Genomic DNA, 19,991 nt, shown 5'->3' with positions numbered 1-19,991 from the left:
GGGACCTCGTGCGGGGAGACTTCCCCTCGATTCCCTTACGGGGTACGGGAATTGTGGAAGCGTCTTCGTGGCGCGGGCGGAGGGCACGCGAACAGGGGGAAGCGTGGAGATCACATTCTCGGTCCCGCGGGGCGCGGGGGACACCGGGGCGGAGAGCGCCCGGGAACTGGAGTCGCTCCGGGACTGGCTGGAGGACGACGACGAGCTGCTCTCCGCCGGGGCGCGCGTCGACAGCGCGTACGCGGCCCGGCCCGGCGCGATGGGTGACGTACTGGAGTGGGTCGGCGTCACCTGCGGCGTGGTGTCCCTGGCGATCGACGTGACGCACAGCGCGCGCGCATGGTGGCGCAGCCGGGGGCACGACGGGGAGATCACGTTCGTCGTACGGGGCGAGGACGTCGACCGGATCCGCGGGCTGCTGCGCGACGCCGGACTGAGCGACGGCGACGGCGAAGGCGATGGTGACGGTCACGACGGAGCCTCCCGATGACGCACGCCGGGGGCGCCGCGAGGAACGGGGCGCGGCGCGTGGAACCCGAAAGGGGCGCCGAGGCGGGGTCCGTCGGTCCGCAGCGCACCGGTGGCGAACGGCGCATCGACCCGGAGAAGTCGGCGTGCCTGCTGATCGGGGTCAACGACTACCAGCACGACACGATGGAGCGCCTCGACAGCGTCGAGCACAACCTGCGGCGGCTGCGGGACGTACTCACCGACCCCGACATCGGCGGCTTCCCCGAGGAGCGGGTCCGGGTCCTGCCCAACCCCGTCGCCGCCCGCGAGGTGACCGCGGCGATCGAGGTCGCGGGCAGGCTCGCGGCCGAGGACACGCTGTTCGTCTACTACGCGGGCCACGGCGTGCGCGAGGGCGAGGACAACCGGCTGTTCCTGACGCTGCCCGGCACCGAGCGCGGCCAGCCGGAGACCTGCGTCGACACCATGTACGTGCGCAAGGCCATCAACCGCTCGCCCGCGCCCCGGACCGTGCTCGTCCTGGACTGCTGCTACAGCGCCCAGTGGGCCCGGGACAGCCGGATGTCCGGGGGCGAGAGCGGCGCCGACCTCGCGGCCCGCTCCGTCCGCGACCTCAAGGGCCTGTACCTGATGGCCTCCTCGCCGCACAACCGCGCCTCGCACGCCCCCGACCCCGACCGCTGCTCGGTCTTCACCGGCGCCCTCGTCGACGTGCTCGAAGAGGGCGACCCGGACCCCGGAGCGGGCGAGGCGATCACCCTGAAGGACATCTACCAGCGGGTGCGGACCCGCGTCGAGGACTGGGTGGCCGAGCAGGACCGCAGCGACGCGGCGGCCCCGCTGTGCACGGACGAGAACGGGCTGGGCGACTACGCCGTCGTCCGCAACGCCGCCCGCCGCCCCGTCCACGCCCCGCCCCCGGCCCCCGCGCCGCCGCCGAAGCGGGGCCGTCTCGCCCTCGGCGTCGCGATCGGTCTGGTGCTCGGCCTCGCCGCCGGATTCGGCGTCCCCTACGTCCAGGACCGGCTCGACGAACCGGCGCCGAAGCCGCACCACGAGGCGCGCGGCGCCTGTTCCGCCCGCGCGGCCCTGCTCGACCACTCCGACGCGCTCGACAAGACGGAGGTCGACAACGAGCCGGTGGCGGGCCTGTCCGGACTCGCGTACGCGCCCGACGAATCGAGGCTGGCGTACGCGGTCGCCGACAACGACGCCGTGCGGATCTTCCCGATCCGCTTCGGCTCGCCCGACGCGCTGGCGCCGAGGGCCGAGCGGGCGCGCACCCTGCGCACGGCCGAGGGCGGCTCCCTGGGCGGCTGGTTCGACGCCGAGGCGGTCGCCGTCGAGAAGGACGGCGGCACGGCGCTCGTGGCGGGCGAGACCGACCCCACCATCCGCCGTTTCGATCTGCGCACGGGCCGCCAGAAGGGGGAACCGCTGCCGATCCCCAAGGCCTTCGAGATCTACCCGAAGGGCGCCGCGACGGCGGGCCGCACCATCGAGGCGATGGCCCTGTCGCCGAGCGACAAGTACCTCTTCGTCGCGCTGGAGTCACCGCTCGCCGGGGACGGCGACGAGCGCGGCCGCAACCTGATGCGCATCCAGCGCTACGAGCGGCAGTCCGACGGCGGCTACGAACCCGACGCCCAGTTCGCCTACCGCGGCGACGAGGGCCTCGGCCTCGCCGACCTCGTGGCGGTCTCCGACACGCGGCTGCTCGCCCTGGAACGGCAGTACGTGGCCGGGCTCGGGAACTCGGTGCACGTCAAGGACCTCTCGCTGGCCGATGCCCAGGACGTGACCGAGAAGAAGCAGCTCTACCGCGCGCCCGCCGACGTCTTCATCGCCGGCCGCCCCCTCTTCGACCTGGCCCGCTGCCCCGAGGGCAGCCCCGGTGAGGTGAGCGACGCCGGGAACCCGCAGTCGAACGAGCTGCTGGACAACGTGGAGGGCATGACCCTCGGCGACACCGTCGAGTCCGGAAAGTTCAAGGGCCGCAGGCATCTGCTGCTGGTCTCGGACGACAACCGCAGCAAGGCGCAGACGACGCGGCTGTACTCCTTCGCCGTCGATCTCTGACCGCGAGAAAAAAGGTGGCGCGGCGGCAACCTTCCCGCGTCCGGCGGCGACTGACGTGCAGACGACCGCTTCGCCCCTGCCCCCCAGGGCGGTCGTCAGGTCGGCCGGGGCGGCGACGGGACCGCTGCCTCGGCCGACACGAACGTACCGGTGGCTACGTCAACGGGGTGAAGACGAACGTGAACTCCGCCGGCTCCGGCGTGAGCCTGTACTGCGGGAGCACACCCGGGCCGCAGGACTGCGTGCCGATGCCCTGCTGGGCGTGGTCCAGGTGCACCCACAGCGTGTCACCGGGCGTCAGGTCCGTCCGGTGCGTCGCCGCGTCGAGCTGCTCCGTCGTCCAGCGGCGGGCCGTGAGCGCGTACGCGGGCTCGCCCTCGATGCGCAGGCCGCCGAGCTCGGCCCAGCGGACGCCGACGCGCGCCCCGTTCTCCTGCGGCCGCACGTACGGGGTGTGCAGCGCGTCCACGTCCGCCTCCCAGCGGCCGAGCCGCGCCGCCTGGCGCGTGTCGGGATACGCCTCGCCGGGCCCGCCGCCGAACCAGCGCACGCCCAAGTCGCCGACCGGAAGCCCGAGTCGGACGCCGAGCCGGGGGAGCGGCAGGTGCCAGTCGCCCTCCGGGGTGACGGAGACGGTCAGCCGCAGCCGCCGTTCGTCGGCGGTCCAGCGGTAGCTCGCGCGCAGCCCGATGTCCCGGCTGGCGGGCGCCACCCGCGTGTGCACGGTGAGCGCCTCCTCGCCCAACTCCACGGCGTCCACGCGGTGTTGCATGCGGTGCAGCCCGAACTCCCGCCACCGCAGACCCAGCCGCTCGTCGTCCTGCCAGCTCGCGCCGTCGTCGTTGTCCGTGGTGGCGCGCCACACGTCGAGGCGGGGAGCGGCGGCGAGGGCCACGTCGCCGAGGGCGCGCAGCGCGCCGGTCCGGGCGTCGAAGACGGCAGGGCCGAGGGCGACCGTGCCGTCGGCGGCGGCCGGCCGCGCCCCAACCGGCAACGGCAGTTCGGTGGTTGAGGTGGGCTCGGCGCTCTGCCCCCACGCCACCTCGTTGCCGTCACCGTCCAGGGCGCGCACGGTCCAGTAGCCGTCGCCCGCGGCCGACGGCGAGGTCAGCTTCACGTCGGCGGACTCTCCGGGGCCGAGGGGCGGAGCGGTGAGGGTGCCCCGCTCGGCGACCTCGCCCGCCACCTCGTACGTCCAGTCGAAGGCCAGGTGGGACAGGTCGCGGAAGTCGTAGCGGTTGGTGACCCGGACCGATCCGGCGTCCGCGTCGATCTCGATCCGTACGGGCTCGATCACCTTCTTGAACTCGACGAGCCCCGGCGACGGCGTCCGGTCCGGGAACAGCAGCCCGTCGCAGACGAAGTTCCCGTCGTGCAGCTCCTCACCGAAGTCGCCGCCGTACGCGAACCCGTAGCGGTCGTCGGCGACGCCGTGGTCGATCCACTCCCAGACGAACGCGCCCTGGAGCCGGTCGTACGTCTCGAACAGCCGCTGGTAGTCGGCGAGTCCACCCGGCCCGTTGCCCATGGCGTGCGCGTACTCGCACTGGATGAAGGGCAGTCCGCGCCGCTTCTCCGTGCCGCCGTCGAGGCCCCGGCCGATCCGCTCGACCTCGGCGTGCGGGGCGTACATCCGTGAATAGACGTCCGTGTCACGGCAGTTGATGTCGCCCTCGTAGTGGATGAGCCGCTCCGGGTCGCGGGCGCGGATCCACTCGGCCATGGCGGTGAGCCCGCGCCCGGTGCCCGCCTCGTTGCCGAGCGACCACAGGACGACGGACGGGTGGTTCTTGTCGCGCTCGACCATGCGGGCCGCGCGGTCGAGGAGCGCGGGGGTCCAGCGTTCGTCGTCGACCGGGTTGTCGCGCCAGCCCTGCTCGCAGAAGCCGTGCGTCTCCAGGTCGCACTCGTCGACGACCCACAGCCCGTACTCGTCGCAGAGCGCGAGGAAGGCGGGATGCGGCGGGTAGTGGGAGGTGCGGACCGCGTTGATGTTGTGGGACTTCATCAGCTCGACGTCGCGGCGCATGGTGTCGAGGTCGAGCGCACGGCCGTGCTCGGGGTGCCACTCGTGCCGGTTGACGCCCTTGAAGAGGACCGGCGTGCCGTTGACCTTGATCAGCCCGTCGGACAGCTCCACGGTGCGGAAGCCGATCCGCAGCGGCACCCGCTCACCGGCCGTCGCGAGCTCGCCGTCGTACAGGCGCGGGGTCTCGGCCGTCCACGGCTCGACGGCGACGGTGACCGGCTCCCCGGTCGCGACGTCGATGCCCAGCTCCGGCACGGTGACCCGCCCGGCGACGTCACTGTCGACGCGCAGCGTGCCGTGGCCGGTGCCGTGGTCGTACGAGGCGTGCGTGAAGAAGTCCCTCACGCCGTCGGCGGGGCGGTGCAGGAGGGTGACGTCGCGGAAGATGCCGGGCAGCCACCACTGGTCCTGGTCCTCCAGGTACGTGCCGGCCGACCACTGGTGGACGCGGACCGCGAGCACGTTCCCGGTGGGCGACAGCAGCTCGCCGACCTCGAACTCGTGCGGCAGCCGGCTTCCCTTGAACTCGCCCAGCTCCGTCCCGTTCAGCCACACCCTGGCGCAGGACTCCACCCCGTCGAAGCGCAGCACGGCTCCGCCGTCGGCGGGCCAGTCGTCCGGCAGGTCGAAGGTGCGCAGGTGGTCGCCGGTGGGGTTCTCGTCCGGCACGTGCGGCGGGTCGACGGGGAACGGGTACAGCACGTTCGTGTAGGCAGGCCCGCCGTACGCCCCGTCCCCCTGCATCACCCAGTGCCCCGGCACGGCCACCTCGCCCCAGTCACCGGCGTCGAACCCCGGCGAGGCGAAGGCGTCGTCGTGCTCGTCGGCCCGCCCGGCCAGCCGGAAGCTCCACGTCCCGTTCAGGGAGAGCGACGGAGCCGAGGACGCCGCGTACCAGGACCGCGGCGGAAGCGAACCGGTGCCGGGGGAGGGGTCGGTGACGTAGGCGATGGACACGGTGTCTCCTTCGGTAGACGACGAACACGGGTCGACGGAGCGGACGCCTCGGGGCTCCGCTCCTCACTCACCGGAAGGGCTCGGCATGTCGCGGCCCAGGAACCCCTCCAACGCGAACGTGGCCGCGCCCAGACTCACCGGCCCGCTCGATATCGGCGACAGCACGATCTCCGCCGCGGCACACGGACCCGCGAGCGCATGCCGCCCCACGGCCTCGCGCACCTCACTCACCAGCGGCCCGCCCAGCGCCGCCGCCACCCAGCTGCTGAGCACGACGACCTCCGGATTGAGCAGATTGACGAGGTCGGCCACCGCCGCGCCCAGATGCCGCGCGGTCTCCCGCACCACGTCCAGCGCCTCGGCGGAGCCCTCGGCCGCGGCCCGCCCGACCGCCTCGATCGTGGCGGTCTGGTCGTCGGGATGCAGGAGCGCCGAACCGGGGTGCAGCTCCCGCAGGTTGCGCATGATCCCCGGCGCCCCCACGTACGCCTCGACGCACCCCCGGTCACCGCAGTGGCAGGGCCGACCGTCGAGGACGAGGGTGGTGTGTCCCCACTCACCGGCGCTGTTGGTGACACCCCGGTGCAGCGTGCCGCCGAGCGCGAGCCCGGCGCCGACACCGGTGCCGAGGTTGACGACGACCGCGTCGTCCCGCCCGCGCGCCGCCCCGAACCACAGCTCGGCGACGGTGGCCGCCCGCAGCGGGTTGTCCAGGTACAGGGGAACGTCCAGGTGTCCGGCGAGCAGCTCGCGCAGCGGCACCGCCTCGTGCCAGCCCCAGTTCGGGGCGTACACGCTGACGCCGCTGCGTCGGTCGACGATCCCCGGCATGCAGACGCCGGCGCCGAGCACGGGCCCGCCGGTCCCGGCGTCGAGCAGGGCGCGGACCGCGTCGGCGACGACCGCGGCCACGTCCTGCGGCGCGTGCGCGCCCGGCCGCAGTGCGCGGTCGGCGCGGGCGACGGGCCGCAGGTTCAGATCGAACAGCTCGGCGTGCACATACGTCTCCGCGACGTCGACGCCGACCAGCGCACCGCGCCCGGCGTCGACCGACACGAGGCCCCGCGGCCGTCCGCCCGCCGAGTCCTGGAAGCCGACCGGCCGCAGGATCCCGAGGTCGGCCAGCTCCCCGACGAGCGTGGCGACGGTCGCCGAGCTGAGCCCGGTCCAGGCGGCCAGCTCCTGCCGGGAGACGGCGGACCGGCCGAGGCAGTGGCGCAGCACCTCGTACCGGTTCGCCGTCCGGATGTCGCGGGACGTGCGCTTCATGCGCTCAGGCTAGGAGCGCCCCGGGGACTTCGACAAGGGGTTGGAGAAAGGGCTTTCAGAAGTCGGTTCACGCGCCGCGCGGCAGCAGCGCCCGCACGAACGCGTTGCTGAACTTGCCCTCCGCGTCCAGCCGTTCGGCCAGCGCGGCGAAGTCCGCCGCCCGCGGATACCGCCCCGAGACCCGCCCCGGCTCCACCGTGAACACCTTCCCCCAGTGCGGCCGCGGGTCGAACTCCGCCAGCCGGTCCTCGACCAGCGAGACGACCGGCAGCGCCCGCTCCGCGTCCGCCACCCACGTGAAGTGGAACGCGACGGTGTCCCGCCCGTACGCCGGGCTCAGCCACTGCGTGTCCGCGGCGACCGTGCGCACCTCGCAGACCTGCACCACCGGCGCGATCCGGTCCCGCACCGCGTCGAGGGCGCCCAGCGCGGCCACCGCGTGCTCGCGCGGCATCAGGTACTCCGACTGGAGCTCGTCGCCGCTGCTCGGTGTGAACTCGGCGCGGAAGTGCGGCAGTCGCTCGTGCCAGGGCCCCGGCACCCCGAACTGCTCGGTGCAGTGCACCGCCGACATCCCCGGCACCGGATGCTGCGCCTCGACGGTGGGCCCGGCCCACGGGAAGTGCTCCGGCTCCGGCAGCCGCCGCTTCACCCACACCTGGTCGAAGCGCGGCCCGCGCCAGTCGGTGAACATGCTCACGCTGTACGCCGCCGCCGACACGGCGGCGAAGTCCAGCTCCGCGAAGGGCAGTTCGCGGTACACGCGCTGCGCGACCTCGAACGACGGCTCCACGTCCAGCGTCAGCGACAGCACGACACCGAGCGCGCCCAGCGACACGACCGCGCCCTCGAACCCGTCGTCGCCGCGCGCCAGCGTCACCGACTCGCCGTCCCCGGTGAGCAGCTCCACGGCGCGTACGGACTCGGCGAGGGAGCGGTTGCCGTTGCCGGAGCCGTGCGTGCCGGTGGCCACTGAACCGGCGACCGAGATGTGCGGCAGCGAGGCCATGTTCGGCAGGGCGAGACCGTGCGGGTGCAGGGCGGCGGCCAGCTCGGCGTAGCGCACGCCACCGCCGACCCGGACGGTGCGTTCGGCGGTGTCCACCTCGATCAGGGACGGCAGCGCGCCGAGCGACACGAGCGCGCCGTCGCGCTCCGCGTCCACGTCGGCGATCCGGTTGAACGAGTGGCCGCTGCCGAGCACCCGTATGTGCGCGCTCTTGGCGACGACGCTCCGCAACTCCTCCACGCTGCCGGGGCGGTGCAGCCGGTCTGCGGCGAAGGTGATGTTGCGGGCCCAGTTGGTGATGGCAGGCACGGGATGCCTTTCTCGGGGAACGGTTGTGCGGCGATTGCATCACGTCACGGGGCCCCGCCCCGGACCCCGCGCCTTTGTCGCCGGCGGGGCGCTCGGCGCCCCCGTCCTGGCCCGAGCGGGGACCCGTCAGGGGGGAACGCCGGACGGGGCGTACCGTGAGGAGTCGAGGAAAACCCTGAACAGAAGGTCGAGGAGAACGGGATGCAGAGCCGTACGGCGCTGGTAGAGGACCTGATGGAGCGCTTCCCGCACGTTCCTAAGGAAGCGGTCTTCAAGGAGGACCTGCTGCGTGGCGGCGTTGCGTTCGACGCGTCCGCGCTGAGCGACAACGAGGACGGCGAGGTCAAGCCGAAGTCGTACTTCATCTTCTCCTTCGACCACGGCACCCTCCCCGAGCTGGGCGAGGCCGCGCTGCGCCGCCCGCCCGAGGAGATCGTCCTCACCGGCGGCCCCTACGAGCTGCGCCGCACCGTCGTCTCGGTCCGCGTGAACCCGAACTCGCCGTACCGCGTCGCGGCGGGCGAGGACGGCATGCTGGGCCTGTACCTCGACGGCAAGCGCATCTCCGACGTGGGTGTGCCGCCGATGCCGGAGTACTACCGGCACAAGCTCTCCAACGGGAAGTCGGTCATGGAGGTGGCCCCGACGATCCAGTGGGGCTACCTGATCTACCTGACCGCGTTCCGGGTGTGCCAGTACTTCGGCGCCAAGGAGGAGTGCCAGTACTGCGACATCAATCACAACTGGCGCCAGCACAAGGCGGCGGGCCGCCCGTACACGGGTGTGAAGGACGTCGACGAGGTCCTCGAGGCCCTCGACATCATCAACCAGTACGACACCGCGAAGGCCTCCACCGCGTACACCCTCACCGGCGGCGCGATCACCTCGAAGGTGCAGGGGCTCGACGAGGCGGACTTCTACGGCCGGTACGCCAAGGCCATCGAGGAGCACTTCCCGGGCCGCTGGATCGGCAAGGTCGTCGCCCAGGCGCTGCCCAAGGACGACGTGCAGCGCTTCAAGGACTACGGCGTCCAGATCTACCACCCGAACTTCGAGGTGTGGGACGAGTACCTGTTCAAGATGTACTGCCCCGGCAAGGAGCGCTACGTCGGCCGGGACGAGTGGCACAAGCGGATCCTGGAGTCGCGCGACGTCTTCGGCGCGCGCAACGTGATTCCGAACTTCGTCGCGGGCGTCGAGATGGCCGAGCCGTTCGGCTTCAAGACGGTCGACGAGGCGATCGCCTCCACCACGGAGGGCCTGAACTTCTTCATGTCGAACGGCATCACGCCGCGCTTCACCACGTGGTGCCCCGAGCCGACGACGCCGCTCGGCAAGGAGAACCCGAACGGCGCGCCGCTGGAGTACCACATCCGGCTGCTCGACGCGTACCGCAACGCCATGGACGAGCACGGGCTCTCCTCGCCCCCCGGCTACGGCCCGGCGGGCGCGGGCCGGGCCGTGTTCTCGGTCAGCTCGTTCATGGACAGCCTCGCGCCGAACGAAGAGGCCGTGGAGTTCTGAGTTACGCGGCCCGCTGCTCGGCCGGCTCCTCGTGGTCGCCGGGCAGCGGGCTCGGCGCGTCGATCAGGCGGCGCAGCAGGTCCGGGCGGGTGGCGGGCGTGACGTCCGCGAGGAGTGCGGCCAGCACGGCGATCCGGGTCTGGCCCGCGCGCAGCGTGCCGCTGAGCACGGCGCCCGCGGCGACCAGGTCCACGGCGCCGCCGCCCGTGTAGATCTCGGCCAGCGGGCCCGCGGATACGCGCGTAGACACGGCGACGAGGACACCCCGGCGCACCGCGTCGGCCACCGCGTCGACCAGCTCAGGCGTCGCGTTGCCCGCGCCCGTGGCGACCAGCACGATGCCGCGCGCGCCCGCGGCGACCGCCGCCTCGAAGAGCGTGGCGTCGGCGTCGGAGTGGTGCATGACGATGTCGACGCGGGGTATCGCCGCGCCGGGCTCCGGCCGCGGCAGCGGGGCCGGGCGGGCGGGCTTGTGGCGCAGGTCGACGCGGCCGAAGCCGAGCCGGCCGAGCGGCTGCCCGGAGGGGTCGGCGAAGGCGTCCGCCGCGAGGGTCTGGGTCTTCACGGTGCCGCGTGCCGCGTGCACCTTGCCGTCGAAGACGACGAGCACGCCCGAGTCCTTGGCGTTCGCGGCCACCTGGAGCGCGTCGTACATGTTTCCCGGGCCGTCGCCCTCGGCCGAGCCGAGCGGCTTCTGGGCGCCGGTGAAGACGACCGGGCGCGGGTCGTCGTGGTGCAGGTCGAGCAGGAAGGCGGACTCCTCCAGGGTGTCCGTGCCGTGCGTGACCACGATCCCGTCGACCTCCGGGTCGGCGAGCACCTCGCGCACGGTGCGCAGCAGCGTCAGCTGGAGCTCCGTCGTCATCCGCGAGCTGTTCACGTTGAACAGGTCGACGACGCTCACCTCGACGCCCTCCGGCACGGCGGCCGTGGCCAGCACGGTGTCCCCGCCCGCGTCGGCGGCGTAACCGGTGCCCTGCCAGCGGCTGGCGATGGTGCCTCCGGTACTGATGAGGGTGATGCGAGCCATGTGACCTGCCTTGTGGGAGTGTTTGTTCGACCTCCAGCAAGGATAAATCGCGATCTGCGCAATCGGATTGCGAATCCTGGCCGATGATCGCGGAAACCGTGGTGCATGATTGCGCCATGGACCGGATCGACCTGCATATCTTGCGCGAACTCCAGCAGGACGGGCGCCTGAGCAATCAGGACCTGGCCGCCCGGGTGGGCCTCAGCCCGTCCCCGTGCATGCGCCGCGTGCGCCAGCTGGAGAAGGACGGCGTCATCCAGGGCTACCGCGCGATCGTCGACCCGGAGGCCGTCGGCCGCGGCTTCGAGGTCCTGGTCTCCATCGAGGTGCGCCGCGACCGGGCCTCCGTCGAGGCCTTCGAGCACGCGCTCCAGGACATCCCCGACGTCATCGAGGCCTACCGCCTCTTCGGCAGCCCCGGCTGCCTGCTGCGGATCGCGGTCGCCGACCTCGCCGCGTACGAGCGGCTGTGGATCGAGGAGCTCACCGCGCTCGACGGGGTGACCGAGGTCAACTCGCAGATCATCATGAAGCGCGTCAAGGAACCGAAGGGGCTGCCCGTCTAGCGGCGTGCAGCCCCTCCGGCCGGGATCAGCCCTCCCGCAGGCTCAGCACCAGATCGCGCGGCAGGCCGTGCGTGTCGTGCAGATAGCGCAGGTCCTCCTCGCCCAGCGGGCCCCGGAACCGCGGTCGCGACAGCACCTGCCTGCCGCGCTCCAGGAGCCGGTCGAAGCGCTGCTCCTCGTCGAGCAGCACCCGGCGCACCGTGGAGGGGTCCACGTCCTGGCGGAAGTGGTCCAGGGTGTGCCGGACCAGCTCGTCCGGCAGATCCCCGAGCCGCCGCGTCGGGTCCTCGCGGCGCAGCACCGTGAACACCCGCCGCAGCAGCCGGCGCAGCACGTACCCGCGCCCGGTGTTCGACGGCGACACCCCGTCGCCGACGATCACGACGGACGAGCGGAGGTGGTCGGCGACGACGCGGAACGACGGCTCGTCCAGCGGCCACAGCCCCGGAAGCAGCCGCCGCCACGGATCGAACAGGTCGCAGTCGAAGACCGAGGAGCCGCCCTGCAACAGCGTGGACAGCCGCTCCAGGCCGAGCCCGGTGTCGACGTTGCGCTGCGACAGCGGCACCAACGAGCCGTCCTCCAGGCGCCGGTAACGCATCGTCACGTGGTTCCACACCTCCACCCAGCGGTCGTCCTTCGTCGGGCTCGACTCCGGCGGGGTGTCACCCGTCCACAGGAAGATCTCCGAGTCGGGGCCGCACGGCCCGGTCGGCCCGTTGTCCCACCAGTTGTCCTCGACGGTCTCCTCGACCGGCACCCCGCGCCGCTCCCACACCTCCCGCGAACGGTGGTCCGGGCCGGTGTCCTCGTCGCCGCCGAACACGGTGCCGTACAGCATCCGCGGGTCGATGCCGAACCCGTCGGTGAGCAGCTCGTACCCCCACTCCAGGCTGCGCGGCCCCTCGTAGTCGCCGAGCGACCACGTGCCGAGCATCTCGAAGACCGTCAGATGCGTCGGATCGCCCACCTCCTCCAGGTCCGTGGTGCGCAGACACCGCTGTACGTTGACGAGCCGCCGCCCCAGCGGATGGGGGCGGCCCTCCAGGTACGGGGTGAGCGGGTGCATGCCGGAGGTGGTGAACAGGACCGGGTCGCCGGGCGGCGGCAGCAGCGTCGAGCCGGTGATCCGGCGGTGGCCGCGGTCCTCGTAGAACTCGGTGAACGTGCGCAGGACGTCCTCGGTACGCATGGTGTGTCTCCTTCGCGCGAAGCGGGCGGAAGGCACCGGAAGCGGCCGGAGGGGCAGAGCTGCGACAACGAGAACACCGGCGGCCGTTTCCGGTCGCCGGTGGATGGGATGAATACGTCAGGCGGCGGCAACCGGCGAGCTGGTCGCTCGCGCGGTCGCGGTGGTCGTGTGGCGCCCCATGACGTTCATGAGGCCGAGGGTAACGCGGCCCGCCCGGCGCGTGCCACGCGTTTTCGGGCCCGCTCCGAAGCGGCTCAGTAGCGGCGCACCGCGCCCCTGGCCACCGAGGACAGCAGCGAACCGATGGCGATGCCGATCACGAGATACACCCCGGCCGTGCCGAGCTTCGCCTGCCACGTCAGCCCCGTGGTGAACGGCAGCAGCACCATCACCGCCGTCGCGAGACCGATGATCCAGGCGAAGAAGCGCTCGGGCCGCGGGGTCGCCACGATCAGCAGGTTGAGGAGCGCGGTCGCGACGAGCGCCGCCACCGCCGCGCTGCCCGCGAGCGCCCCGGTGGTCGCGTTCCCCATCAGGCCGTCGCCCTCCGGCGCGAACACCGGAACGCCGAGCACACCCCGTACGAGCAGGAGCGCGACCACCGCCGTGAGGGCGGCGATCACGGCGGTCATCAGCCCGCCCGCCCACAGCTTTCCGGCGTCGAGGCGGGGGGCCGGCGGCTGGGGCGGCTGCGGGGGTGGCTCGGGCGCGTAACCGGGGTCGGCCTGGCCGTAGGACTGACCGTAGGTCTGGCCGTAGGGCCGGTCGTAGGACTGGTGCCCGTAGGGCGAGTTCTGAGGATCCACGATGAGGCTTTCCGGTCGAGTTCCGGGTGCGGCGGACGTCCGGTGCAGTATTACCCGCCCCTTCTGCCCCCGCATTTCGGGCGAATCATCCGGGGGTGCGCCGCTGACCTCGGCGTTCACCCACCTGGAGCCGCCCGCCTCGCCGGGCGGCGGCGCAGCGGTTCCCCTTGCTCTCACCACGGCACGCGCGCGCGTGCCGACAAGGAGGCAACGGTGGCGGACGACACGGCGCCGATGGGACCCGCGGAGCAGGCCGAACTCGAGCGGCTGCGCGGCCGGGTGGCCGCGCTGGAGGCCGAGCGCGCGCCGCGGCGGCACCGGGGACGGTCGTTCCTCGCCGTCGTGCTCATCGTCATCGGCTGCGTGCTCGCGCCGCTGGGCATCGTCGCCTCCTGGGCCGCCGACCAGGTCGGCGACACCGACCGCTACGTCGACACCGTCGCGCCGCTCGCCTCGGACCCCGACATCCAGAAGGCCGTCGCGAACCGGGCCACGGACGCCGTCATGCAGCGGATCGACCTCCAGGCACTGCTGTCCGAAGTGGACACCGACGACCGGCCGCTCGTGGAGAAGTCCCTCGGAAAGCTGGGCGACTCCCTCGAAGGCGCCGTCCGCAGCTTCGTCCAGGACAAGGCGCAGGCGTTCGTCGCCTCCGACGCCTTCGAGAACGTCTGGGAACAGACCAACCGCAAGGCCCACGGCGCCCTCGACAAGGCGCTGACCGGCAGCGGCGGCGGAGCGGTCAAGTTGGAGGGCGGCGACACCGTCACCCTCGACCTCGGCCCGGTCGTCGAGCAGGTCAAGCAGCGGCTCGTCGACTCCGGCCTCACCGTCGCCGCCCGGATCCCCGAGGTCCACACCGAGTACACGCTCGTCACGAACGACAACATCGGCAAGGCCAAGACGTACCTGCGGCTGCTCCAGGTGATGGGCAACTGGCTGCCCGTCATCGCCCTCGTCCTCGTCGCCGCGGGTGTCCTGCTCTCCGGGCGCCGCCGCAGGGCGCTCGTCGCGACCGCGCTCGCCGTCGCCGTGACCTGCGGACTGCTCGGCATCGGGCTGCGCGTCGGCCGCGTCCTCTACCTCGACCGGCTCCCCGCGGACGTCTCGCAGGACGCGGCCGCCGCGGTCTACGACACCATGACGCACTTCCTGTTCACCACGGTCCGCATGGTGGTCGCGCTCGGCGTGGTCGTCGCCCTCGCGGCCTGGCTCACCGGTCGCGGTCGACGGGCGTTGCTGGTACGAGGGTTGTGGGTCTCCGGCATCGACGCGACGCGCCTTACCGCGGACCGGGCCGGGTTCCGCACGGGCCCCGTCGGTCCTTTCGTGCGGCGCTACCGTGCGTGGATCGTCGGGGTACTGGTCGTGGGCGCGCTCGTCGTGTATCTGCTGTGGTCGTACCCGACCGGGTGGGTGGTCGTCGGGATCGCGCTGTGCCTGCTGTTCCTGCTGGCGGTCGTGGAATTCCTGGCGGCGGAGGGCGGGAACGACGCGAGGAGGGGTGAATCATGAGGACGACGGTGGCGGTGGACGCCGACACGGTCCGGCGGATGTCGGACACCCTGTTCATCCAGCGCGGGCTCAAGAGCCCCAGCTCCACCCGTTTCTGGGGCCTGCTCGTGCTCGCCGCGGTGATCGCGGGCGCGGGGGTGGTCGGCGACTCCACGGCCACGGTCATCGGCGCGATGATCGTCGCCCCGCTGATGACGCCGATCCTCGGCAGCGCGCTCGCCCTCGTCCTCGCGGACCGTTCGCAGGTCGTGCGCTGCGTGCTGCTCGTCCTCGGCGGGGCGCTCGCGGTGGTGGCGATCGGGATGCTGCTCGGCTGGATCGCGGCGCCGCCCGACGACTTCGCGTCCAACTCGCAGGTGTCCTCCCGGATCAGCCCGCGCCTCATCGACCTGCTGGCGGCGCTCGCCACCGGGACGGTCGGCGCGTTCGCCCTCGTCCGCGCCGACATCTCCGACACGCTGCCGGGCGTCGCCATCGCGATCTCGCTGGTGCCGCCGCTGGCGGTGACGGGGCTGCTGATCACGGTGGGGCGGTTCCACGACGCGCTCGAATCGGGGCTGCTGTTCGCCACGAACGTGGCGGCGATCGTGGCGACCGGCACGGTGGTGTTCCTGGTGTACGGGATCCGGGGCGCGGCGCAGGAGTCGGGGCTGCGGGTGGGGGAGTTCCACGGGCGGACGGTCGTGGCCGTGGCGGCGGTCGTGGTGCTGATCGCGGTGCCGTTGACCACCGGGACGGTCTCCGTGTGGCGGGACCGGGTGCTCGCGGCGGACGCGAAGCCGGTGGCGGAGGAGTGGGCGGCGGGGCGGAACTGGGAGATCGCGTCAGTGGAGGCGCGGCAGGGGGTCGTCGTCATCGGCGTCCTCGGCCTCCCGCCCCAACCGGCCCCCACGGCGCTGCGCTCCGCGCTCGACGAACACGGGATGTCCGCCGCGGACCTGGAACTCCACCTCGTCGGCGGCCGCACGCACTGGTGCGCGGCGGGCGCCGACACCTGCACGGTCCGCGGCACCACCCGGGACTGACCGGTACCTATACCGTGGCCGGCGTCGTCCGTCCGTGTGGCGCGGCCCCGTGCTTGAGCCCGCACCGTGGCCGCGCCCTCCTCCCCGTTGCACCGCACCGTGGTGCCGCCTTGCCCACCCTGCCGCCCCAGGCGGCAGACTGCCCAAGGCGGGTTGCGGCCGCCCGCGGCGGGCGGGGAGTGGGGGCGGGCCCTTCAAGCCCCTCCGGCGTTTGAGGAGCGGGGTCCGGGGCGGAGCCCCGTGGCGTTGCGGCGGGTGGGCCCGTCCAAGCCTCTCGGGGTGGAGCCCCGACGGGGGCCGGGTCAGGCGGGGAGGCGGGACAGGAGCGCCCCGAAGTCCACCCCCACCGGCAGCGTGCCGAACGCCAACCCCCCTCCCCCACCCAAGCGGCCAGCGCAAAACGCATCGGCCACCGCCCCCGGCGCCCACCGCACCAACAACGCCCCCTGCAACACCAACGCCGCCCGCTCTACCACCCTCCGCGCCCGCACCTCCGCATCCTCCGCCGACCCCAACTCCCGCCGCAGCTCCCGCCACGCCGCATCCAGCCGCGCATCCGCCCCGGCCGCCGCCTCCACCTCCCCGCGAAACGCCTCCAACGTCTCCGGCTCCCGCCCCAACGCCCGCAGCATGTCGAGCGCGTTGACGTTCCCGGACCCCTCCCAGATCCCGTTCAACGGCGCCTCCCGGTACAGCCTCGGCATCCCTGACGCCTCGTCATAACCGTTGCCACCGAGGCACTCCAGCGCCTCCGCCACCACCGCCGGCTGCCGCTTGCACACCCAGTACTTCCCCACGGCCGTGGCCAGCCGCAAAAAGGCCCGCTCGCCCGCGTCGCCGCGGTGCGCGCGATCCGCCGCCCCGGCCAGCCGCAGCGCCAGCGTCGTCGCCGCCTCCGATTCGAGGGCCAGGTCCGCGAGGACGTTGCGCATCAACGGCTGGTCGATCAGCTTCTTCCCGAACACCGACCGGTGCCGACTGTGGTGGGCCGCCTGCGCGAGCGACTCCCGTACGTGCGCCGCCGACCCGAGGACGCAGTCGAGGCGGGTCATCGTCACCATGTCGATGATGGTGCGCACCCCCTTGCCCTCGTCGCCGACCAGCCACGCCACCGTGTCGTCGAACTCCGGCTCGCTGGAGGCGTTCGAACGGTTGCCGAGCTTGTCCTTCAACCGCTGGATGCGGAACGTGTTGCGGCTGCCGTCCGGCAGCACCCGCGGCACGAGGAAGCACGACAGCCCGCCCGGCGCCTGCGCCAGCACGAGGAACACGTCGTTCATCGGCGCCGACGTGAACCACTTGTGCCCCCGCAGCCGCCACGTCCCGTCGGCCTGCTCCACGGCCGACGTCGTGTTCGCGCGCACATCGGTGCCGCCCTGCTTCTCCGTCATGCCCATCCCGGCGAGCAGCCCGCGCTTGCCGAGGGGCGCGCGCAGACCGGGTTCGTAGACGGTGCTGGTGAGCAACGGCTCGTAGACCTTGGCGAGTTCGGGGGCGCGGCGCAGCGCGGGCACCACCGCGTAGGTCATCGAGACGGGGCACATGTGGCCCTGCTCCAGCATCGTGGCGAGCATGAACGTGCCCGCACGGGCCACGTGTGCGCCGGGCCGCTCGTCCGCCCACGCCGACCCCGCCGCGCCCGCGGCCACCGTCGCGCGCATCAGCGCGTGGTACGAGGGGTGGAAGTCGACCTCGTCGATCCGGTTGCCGTACCGGTCGTGGGTGCGCAGCTCCGGCTCGTACCGGTTGGCCTGGTCGGCCCAGAGGCGGGCCTCCTCGCTGCCCACGTACCGGCCGAAGCGGTGCAGTTCGTCGATGTGCCACTCGGCGCCCTCGCGGCGCACGCCCTCCAGGAGGACCGGGTCGTCGGCCGCGTCGTGACCGGTCAACGGCGGCGCCTGGTTGGTCACTTCGTGTGTCACCGATGGATGCGAGTGCATGAGGAACTCCTGGGCGATGAGTGCGGAACGTACGGTCGGTCAGGCGGGCGTCGGCGCGCCCGCGCAGCGCAGGGCCATGGCGGTGAGTTCGGCGATCAGCTCGCCGGTGGCGCTCTCGTCGCGCGTGTCACCGAGCGGGAAGGCCAGCACCTCGCCGATGGCGCCGGTGAGCGCCGCCGCGGTGACCTCGCCGTTCTGCTCCGGGAACAGCCCGGCCGCCATGCCCTCGCGCACGACCTGGGCGAACAGCGTGTGGTAGCGGCGCCGGTAGTCGATGCGCTCGGCGGCGACCTTGGGGTCGGCGGGGGCGGCGAGCAGCGCGTGGGCGAGGCCCCGGTTCTCCAGGGCGCGCCGCGCGAAGACCTCCACCCCGCGCCGCAGCCGCTCGCCCGGGTCGCCGTCGCCCTGGAGCACCTCGCCGATCACGGTCACCTCCCGCGCCGCGGCGCGCCGGAACACCTCGACCGCGAGCGCCGCCTTCGACGGGAAGTGCTGGTAGACGGAGCCCGCCGCGATCCCGGCCGCGTCGGCGACCGCCGTCACGGACGCCTGCGCCCAGCCCACTTCGGCCACGACGGAGGTGGCGCACGCGATGAGGTGTTCGCGGGCCGCTTCGAGCCGGCGGATTTCGGTGGGGGTCTTGCGGTAGGCCATGCAAGCAGTGAACCATCATTCAGAGTTTCCCGCCACGGTCGGTCCCACCGGCAAGGCCTCGTCAGGAGAAGTCGATGCACCTCAGTGCCCTGCTGGACAGCGCCGTTCGCTCGGGCAGCACGAAGGAAGCCCTCGTCTACCGCGAACAGCGGTGGAACTACCGGGAGTTCGGCGCCGCGAGCCGCCGCGCCGCCACCGTGCTGCACGACGCGGGCCTGCGCCCCGGCGACCGGCTGGCCGTCATGACGCACAACACCCCGGCGTTCCTCTTCGCCGCGTTCGGCGCGTGGCACCTGGGTGCGACCCTCGTCCCGGTCAACCACAAGTTCCGGACCGACGAGGTGGCGCGCCAGCTCGCGCACTGCGGCGCCCGCCTCGCCCTCGTCGACGCGGAGATCGGCGGGCACGCCACCGCCGCCGACCCCGGCGTGCGCTGGCTGACCAGCCACCCGGACGCCCCGGCCGAGGCGCGGCCCGCGGACTCCTTCGAGGCGCTGCTCGCCGCCGCCGAACCGTGGACCGGCGAGGACCGCCCGGACACCGACGTGGCGGAGATCCTCTACACGTCCGGCACCTCCGGCACCCCCAAGGGCTGCGTCCACTCGCACCGCACGGCCGCCCTGACGGCCGCGTACTCCGTCGCCGCGATGTCGCTGCGCGGCGACGAGCGCTTCCTGGTCTGCATGCCGATCTGGCACGCGGCGCCCCTCAACAACATGACGCTCGGCACGCTCTTCGCGGGCGGCACGGTCGTGCTCCAGCGCGAGTACGAGCCCCGCGGCATGCTCGACACCATCCAATGCGAACGGATCACCGCCCTCTTCGGCGCCCCCATCGCCCTCATCGCCCCGACCCGGGCCGTCCCCGACTTCGCCGATTACGACGTGTCGTCCGTCCGCGCCTGGCTCTACGGCGCGGGCCCGCTCGACGCGGACACCGTGCGCCGCCTCATGAAGGCGTACGGCACCGAGAACTTCCAGCAGGTGTACGGGATGAGCGAGACCGGCCCCGCGGGCGCCTCGCTGCTCCCGGCCGAGCACGCGGACAAGGCGGGCGCGATCGGGCGCGGTGGCATGCCAGGCGTCGACCTGCGCGTCGTACGCCCCGACGGGAGCGACGCGCAGGCGGGGGAGAGCGGTGAGATCTGGCTGCGCACCGACACCCGCATGCTCGGCTACCTCGACGACGAGGCCGCCACCGCCGAGGTGTTCGCCGGCGACTGGTACCGCAGCGGTGACCTGGGCCGGATCGACGAGGACGGCTACGTCACGCTCGTCGACCGGATGAAGGACATCATCGTCACCGGCGGGGAGAACGTCGCGTCGCAGGAGGTCGAGGGCGCGCTGCGGGGCCACCCGGACGTGCTCGACGTCGCCGTCGTCGGCCGCCCGCACCCCGAGTGGGGCGAGACGGTGGTGGCGTTCGTCGTGCCGCGCGAGGGCGCCGGGCTCGACCTGGCCGGGACGCGGGCGTGGCTGGAGGAGCGGATCGCCCGGTACAAGGTGCCGCGCGAGCTGATCCTGCGGGACGCCCTTCCGCGCACGCCCTCCGGAAAGATCACGAAGCACGTGCTGCGGGCCGAACTCGCCCGCCAGGCGCCGCTGTAGGGTCTCGGC

The 19,991-nt window shown here is 72.8% G+C and carries 15 protein-coding genes; 7 read left to right on the top strand and 8 right to left on the bottom strand.

The genetic code is table 11. The annotated features are described in order from the left end of the window. The first annotated feature begins 103 nt into the window (after positions 1–103). Together ACYBSK_RS27220 and ACYBSK_RS27215 are read left to right on the top strand one after the other, a co-directional pair. Positions 104–490: an effector-associated constant component EACC1 gene (locus ACYBSK_RS27220; RefSeq protein ID WP_460243692.1), complete on the top strand. Its 387-nt coding sequence runs from the start codon at positions 104–106 to the stop codon at positions 488–490. Then, positions 487–2,550, top strand: coding sequence for a caspase, EACC1-associated type (locus ACYBSK_RS27215; RefSeq protein WP_460243691.1), 2,064 nt, complete (start codon positions 487–489; stop codon positions 2,548–2,550). The genes ACYBSK_RS27220 and ACYBSK_RS27215 overlap by 4 nt, the downstream gene beginning before the upstream one ends. Before the next feature lie 154 nt (positions 2,551–2,704). Here the strand turns inward: ACYBSK_RS27215 and ACYBSK_RS27210 are convergent, their stop codons facing one another. The 3 genes from ACYBSK_RS27210 to ACYBSK_RS27200 form a co-directional block, all read right to left on the bottom strand. Continuing rightward, positions 2,705–5,536: a glycoside hydrolase family 2 TIM barrel-domain containing protein gene (locus tag ACYBSK_RS27210; RefSeq protein ID WP_460243690.1), complete on the bottom strand. Its 2,832-nt coding sequence runs from the start codon at positions 5,534–5,536 to the stop codon at positions 2,705–2,707. Between the two features lie 63 nt (positions 5,537–5,599). Further along, the gene (locus ACYBSK_RS27205; protein WP_460243689.1) at positions 5,600–6,805 is read right to left on the bottom strand and encodes an ROK family transcriptional regulator; all 1,206 of its coding nucleotides are present in this window, start codon (positions 6,803–6,805) and stop codon (positions 5,600–5,602) included. A 67-nt stretch (positions 6,806–6,872) separates the two neighbouring features. After that, on the bottom strand, positions 6,873–8,123 hold the full coding sequence (locus ACYBSK_RS27200; protein WP_460243688.1) for an FAD-binding protein: 1,251 nt from the start codon (positions 8,121–8,123) through the stop codon (positions 6,873–6,875). Between the two features lie 201 nt (positions 8,124–8,324). Between ACYBSK_RS27200 and ACYBSK_RS27195 the strand changes: the two genes are divergently transcribed. Next, positions 8,325–9,647, top strand: a complete 1,323-nt coding sequence (locus tag ACYBSK_RS27195) for a radical SAM protein (RefSeq protein ID WP_460243687.1) — start codon at positions 8,325–8,327, stop codon at positions 9,645–9,647. Position 9,648: 1 nt separating this feature from the next. On the opposite strand, the gene ACYBSK_RS27190 is transcribed toward ACYBSK_RS27195, so the two are convergent. Next, on the bottom strand, positions 9,649–10,677 hold the full coding sequence (locus tag ACYBSK_RS27190; protein ID WP_460243686.1) for an asparaginase: 1,029 nt from the start codon (positions 10,675–10,677) through the stop codon (positions 9,649–9,651). A 116-nt stretch (positions 10,678–10,793) separates the two neighbouring features. Here ACYBSK_RS27190 and ACYBSK_RS27185 point away from each other — a divergent pair, with 116 nt between their 5' ends. Next, the gene (locus ACYBSK_RS27185; RefSeq protein WP_457479861.1) at positions 10,794–11,243 is read left to right on the top strand and encodes an Lrp/AsnC family transcriptional regulator; all 450 of its coding nucleotides are present in this window, start codon (positions 10,794–10,796) and stop codon (positions 11,241–11,243) included. Positions 11,244–11,268: 25 nt separating this feature from the next. Here the strand turns inward: ACYBSK_RS27185 and ACYBSK_RS27180 are convergent, their stop codons facing one another. Beyond that, positions 11,269–12,435 (bottom strand): alanine--tRNA ligase-related protein, encoded by a 1,167-nt coding sequence (locus tag ACYBSK_RS27180; RefSeq protein WP_460243685.1) that lies wholly within the window; start codon positions 12,433–12,435, stop codon positions 11,269–11,271. A 254-nt stretch (positions 12,436–12,689) separates the two neighbouring features. Then, the gene (locus tag ACYBSK_RS27175; protein WP_457479859.1) at positions 12,690–13,241 is read right to left on the bottom strand and encodes a DUF6069 family protein; all 552 of its coding nucleotides are present in this window, start codon (positions 13,239–13,241) and stop codon (positions 12,690–12,692) included. 234 nt (positions 13,242–13,475) lie between these two features. On the opposite strand from ACYBSK_RS27175, the gene ACYBSK_RS27170 reads away from it, so the two are divergent. After that, on the top strand, positions 13,476–14,756 hold the full coding sequence (locus ACYBSK_RS27170; protein WP_460247110.1) for a hypothetical protein: 1,281 nt from the start codon (positions 13,476–13,478) through the stop codon (positions 14,754–14,756). Further along, entirely contained in the window at positions 14,753–15,781 is a 1,029-nt protein-coding gene (locus ACYBSK_RS27165) for a DUF389 domain-containing protein (protein ID WP_460243684.1), read from the top strand. Before ACYBSK_RS27170 ends, ACYBSK_RS27165 begins: the two co-directional genes overlap by 4 nt. 302 nt (positions 15,782–16,083) lie before the next feature. Here ACYBSK_RS27165 and ACYBSK_RS27160 read toward each other — a convergent pair whose 3' ends face one another. Next, a complete protein-coding gene (locus ACYBSK_RS27160) occupies positions 16,084–17,721 on the bottom strand; it encodes an acyl-CoA dehydrogenase family protein (protein ID WP_460243683.1) in 1,638 nt (545 codons plus the stop codon). 39 nt (positions 17,722–17,760) lie between these two features. Then, positions 17,761–18,375, bottom strand: coding sequence for a TetR/AcrR family transcriptional regulator (locus ACYBSK_RS27155; RefSeq protein ID WP_457479856.1), 615 nt, complete (start codon positions 18,373–18,375; stop codon positions 17,761–17,763). A 74-nt stretch (positions 18,376–18,449) separates the two neighbouring features. Here ACYBSK_RS27155 and ACYBSK_RS27150 point away from each other — a divergent pair, with 74 nt between their 5' ends. After that, complete coding sequence (locus ACYBSK_RS27150; protein ID WP_460243682.1) at positions 18,450–19,982, top strand: class I adenylate-forming enzyme family protein; 1,533 nt, start codon at positions 18,450–18,452, stop codon at positions 19,980–19,982. The last annotated feature ends 9 nt before the right edge of the window (positions 19,983–19,991 follow it).

Source organism: Streptomyces sp. BYX5S (assembly GCF_054724165.1).
Note: the sequence above shows the minus strand (reverse complement) of the source record. Positions and strands in the feature narration are given on the sequence as shown.

Coding starts and splice junctions, on each gene's coding strand:
- ACYBSK_RS27205 (WP_460243689.1), bottom strand. CDS start 6,805: ATGAAGCGCACGTCCCGCGACATCCGGACGGCGAACCGGTACGAGGTG.
- ACYBSK_RS27155 (WP_457479856.1), bottom strand. CDS start 18,375: ATGGCCTACCGCAAGACCCCCACCGAAATCCGCCGGCTCGAAGCGGCC.
- ACYBSK_RS27170 (WP_460247110.1), top strand. CDS start 13,476: ATGGGACCCGCGGAGCAGGCCGAACTCGAGCGGCTGCGCGGCCGGGTG.
- ACYBSK_RS27180 (WP_460243685.1), bottom strand. CDS start 12,435: ATGCGTACCGAGGACGTCCTGCGCACGTTCACCGAGTTCTACGAGGAC.
- ACYBSK_RS27160 (WP_460243683.1), bottom strand. CDS start 17,721: ATGCACTCGCATCCATCGGTGACACACGAAGTGACCAACCAGGCGCCG.
- ACYBSK_RS27185 (WP_457479861.1), top strand. CDS start 10,794: ATGGACCGGATCGACCTGCATATCTTGCGCGAACTCCAGCAGGACGGG.
- ACYBSK_RS27150 (WP_460243682.1), top strand. CDS start 18,450: ATGCACCTCAGTGCCCTGCTGGACAGCGCCGTTCGCTCGGGCAGCACG.
- ACYBSK_RS27190 (WP_460243686.1), bottom strand. CDS start 10,677: ATGGCTCGCATCACCCTCATCAGTACCGGAGGCACCATCGCCAGCCGC.
- ACYBSK_RS27195 (WP_460243687.1), top strand. CDS start 8,325: ATGCAGAGCCGTACGGCGCTGGTAGAGGACCTGATGGAGCGCTTCCCG.
- ACYBSK_RS27215 (WP_460243691.1), top strand. CDS start 487: ATGACGCACGCCGGGGGCGCCGCGAGGAACGGGGCGCGGCGCGTGGAA.
- ACYBSK_RS27165 (WP_460243684.1), top strand. CDS start 14,753: ATGAGGACGACGGTGGCGGTGGACGCCGACACGGTCCGGCGGATGTCG.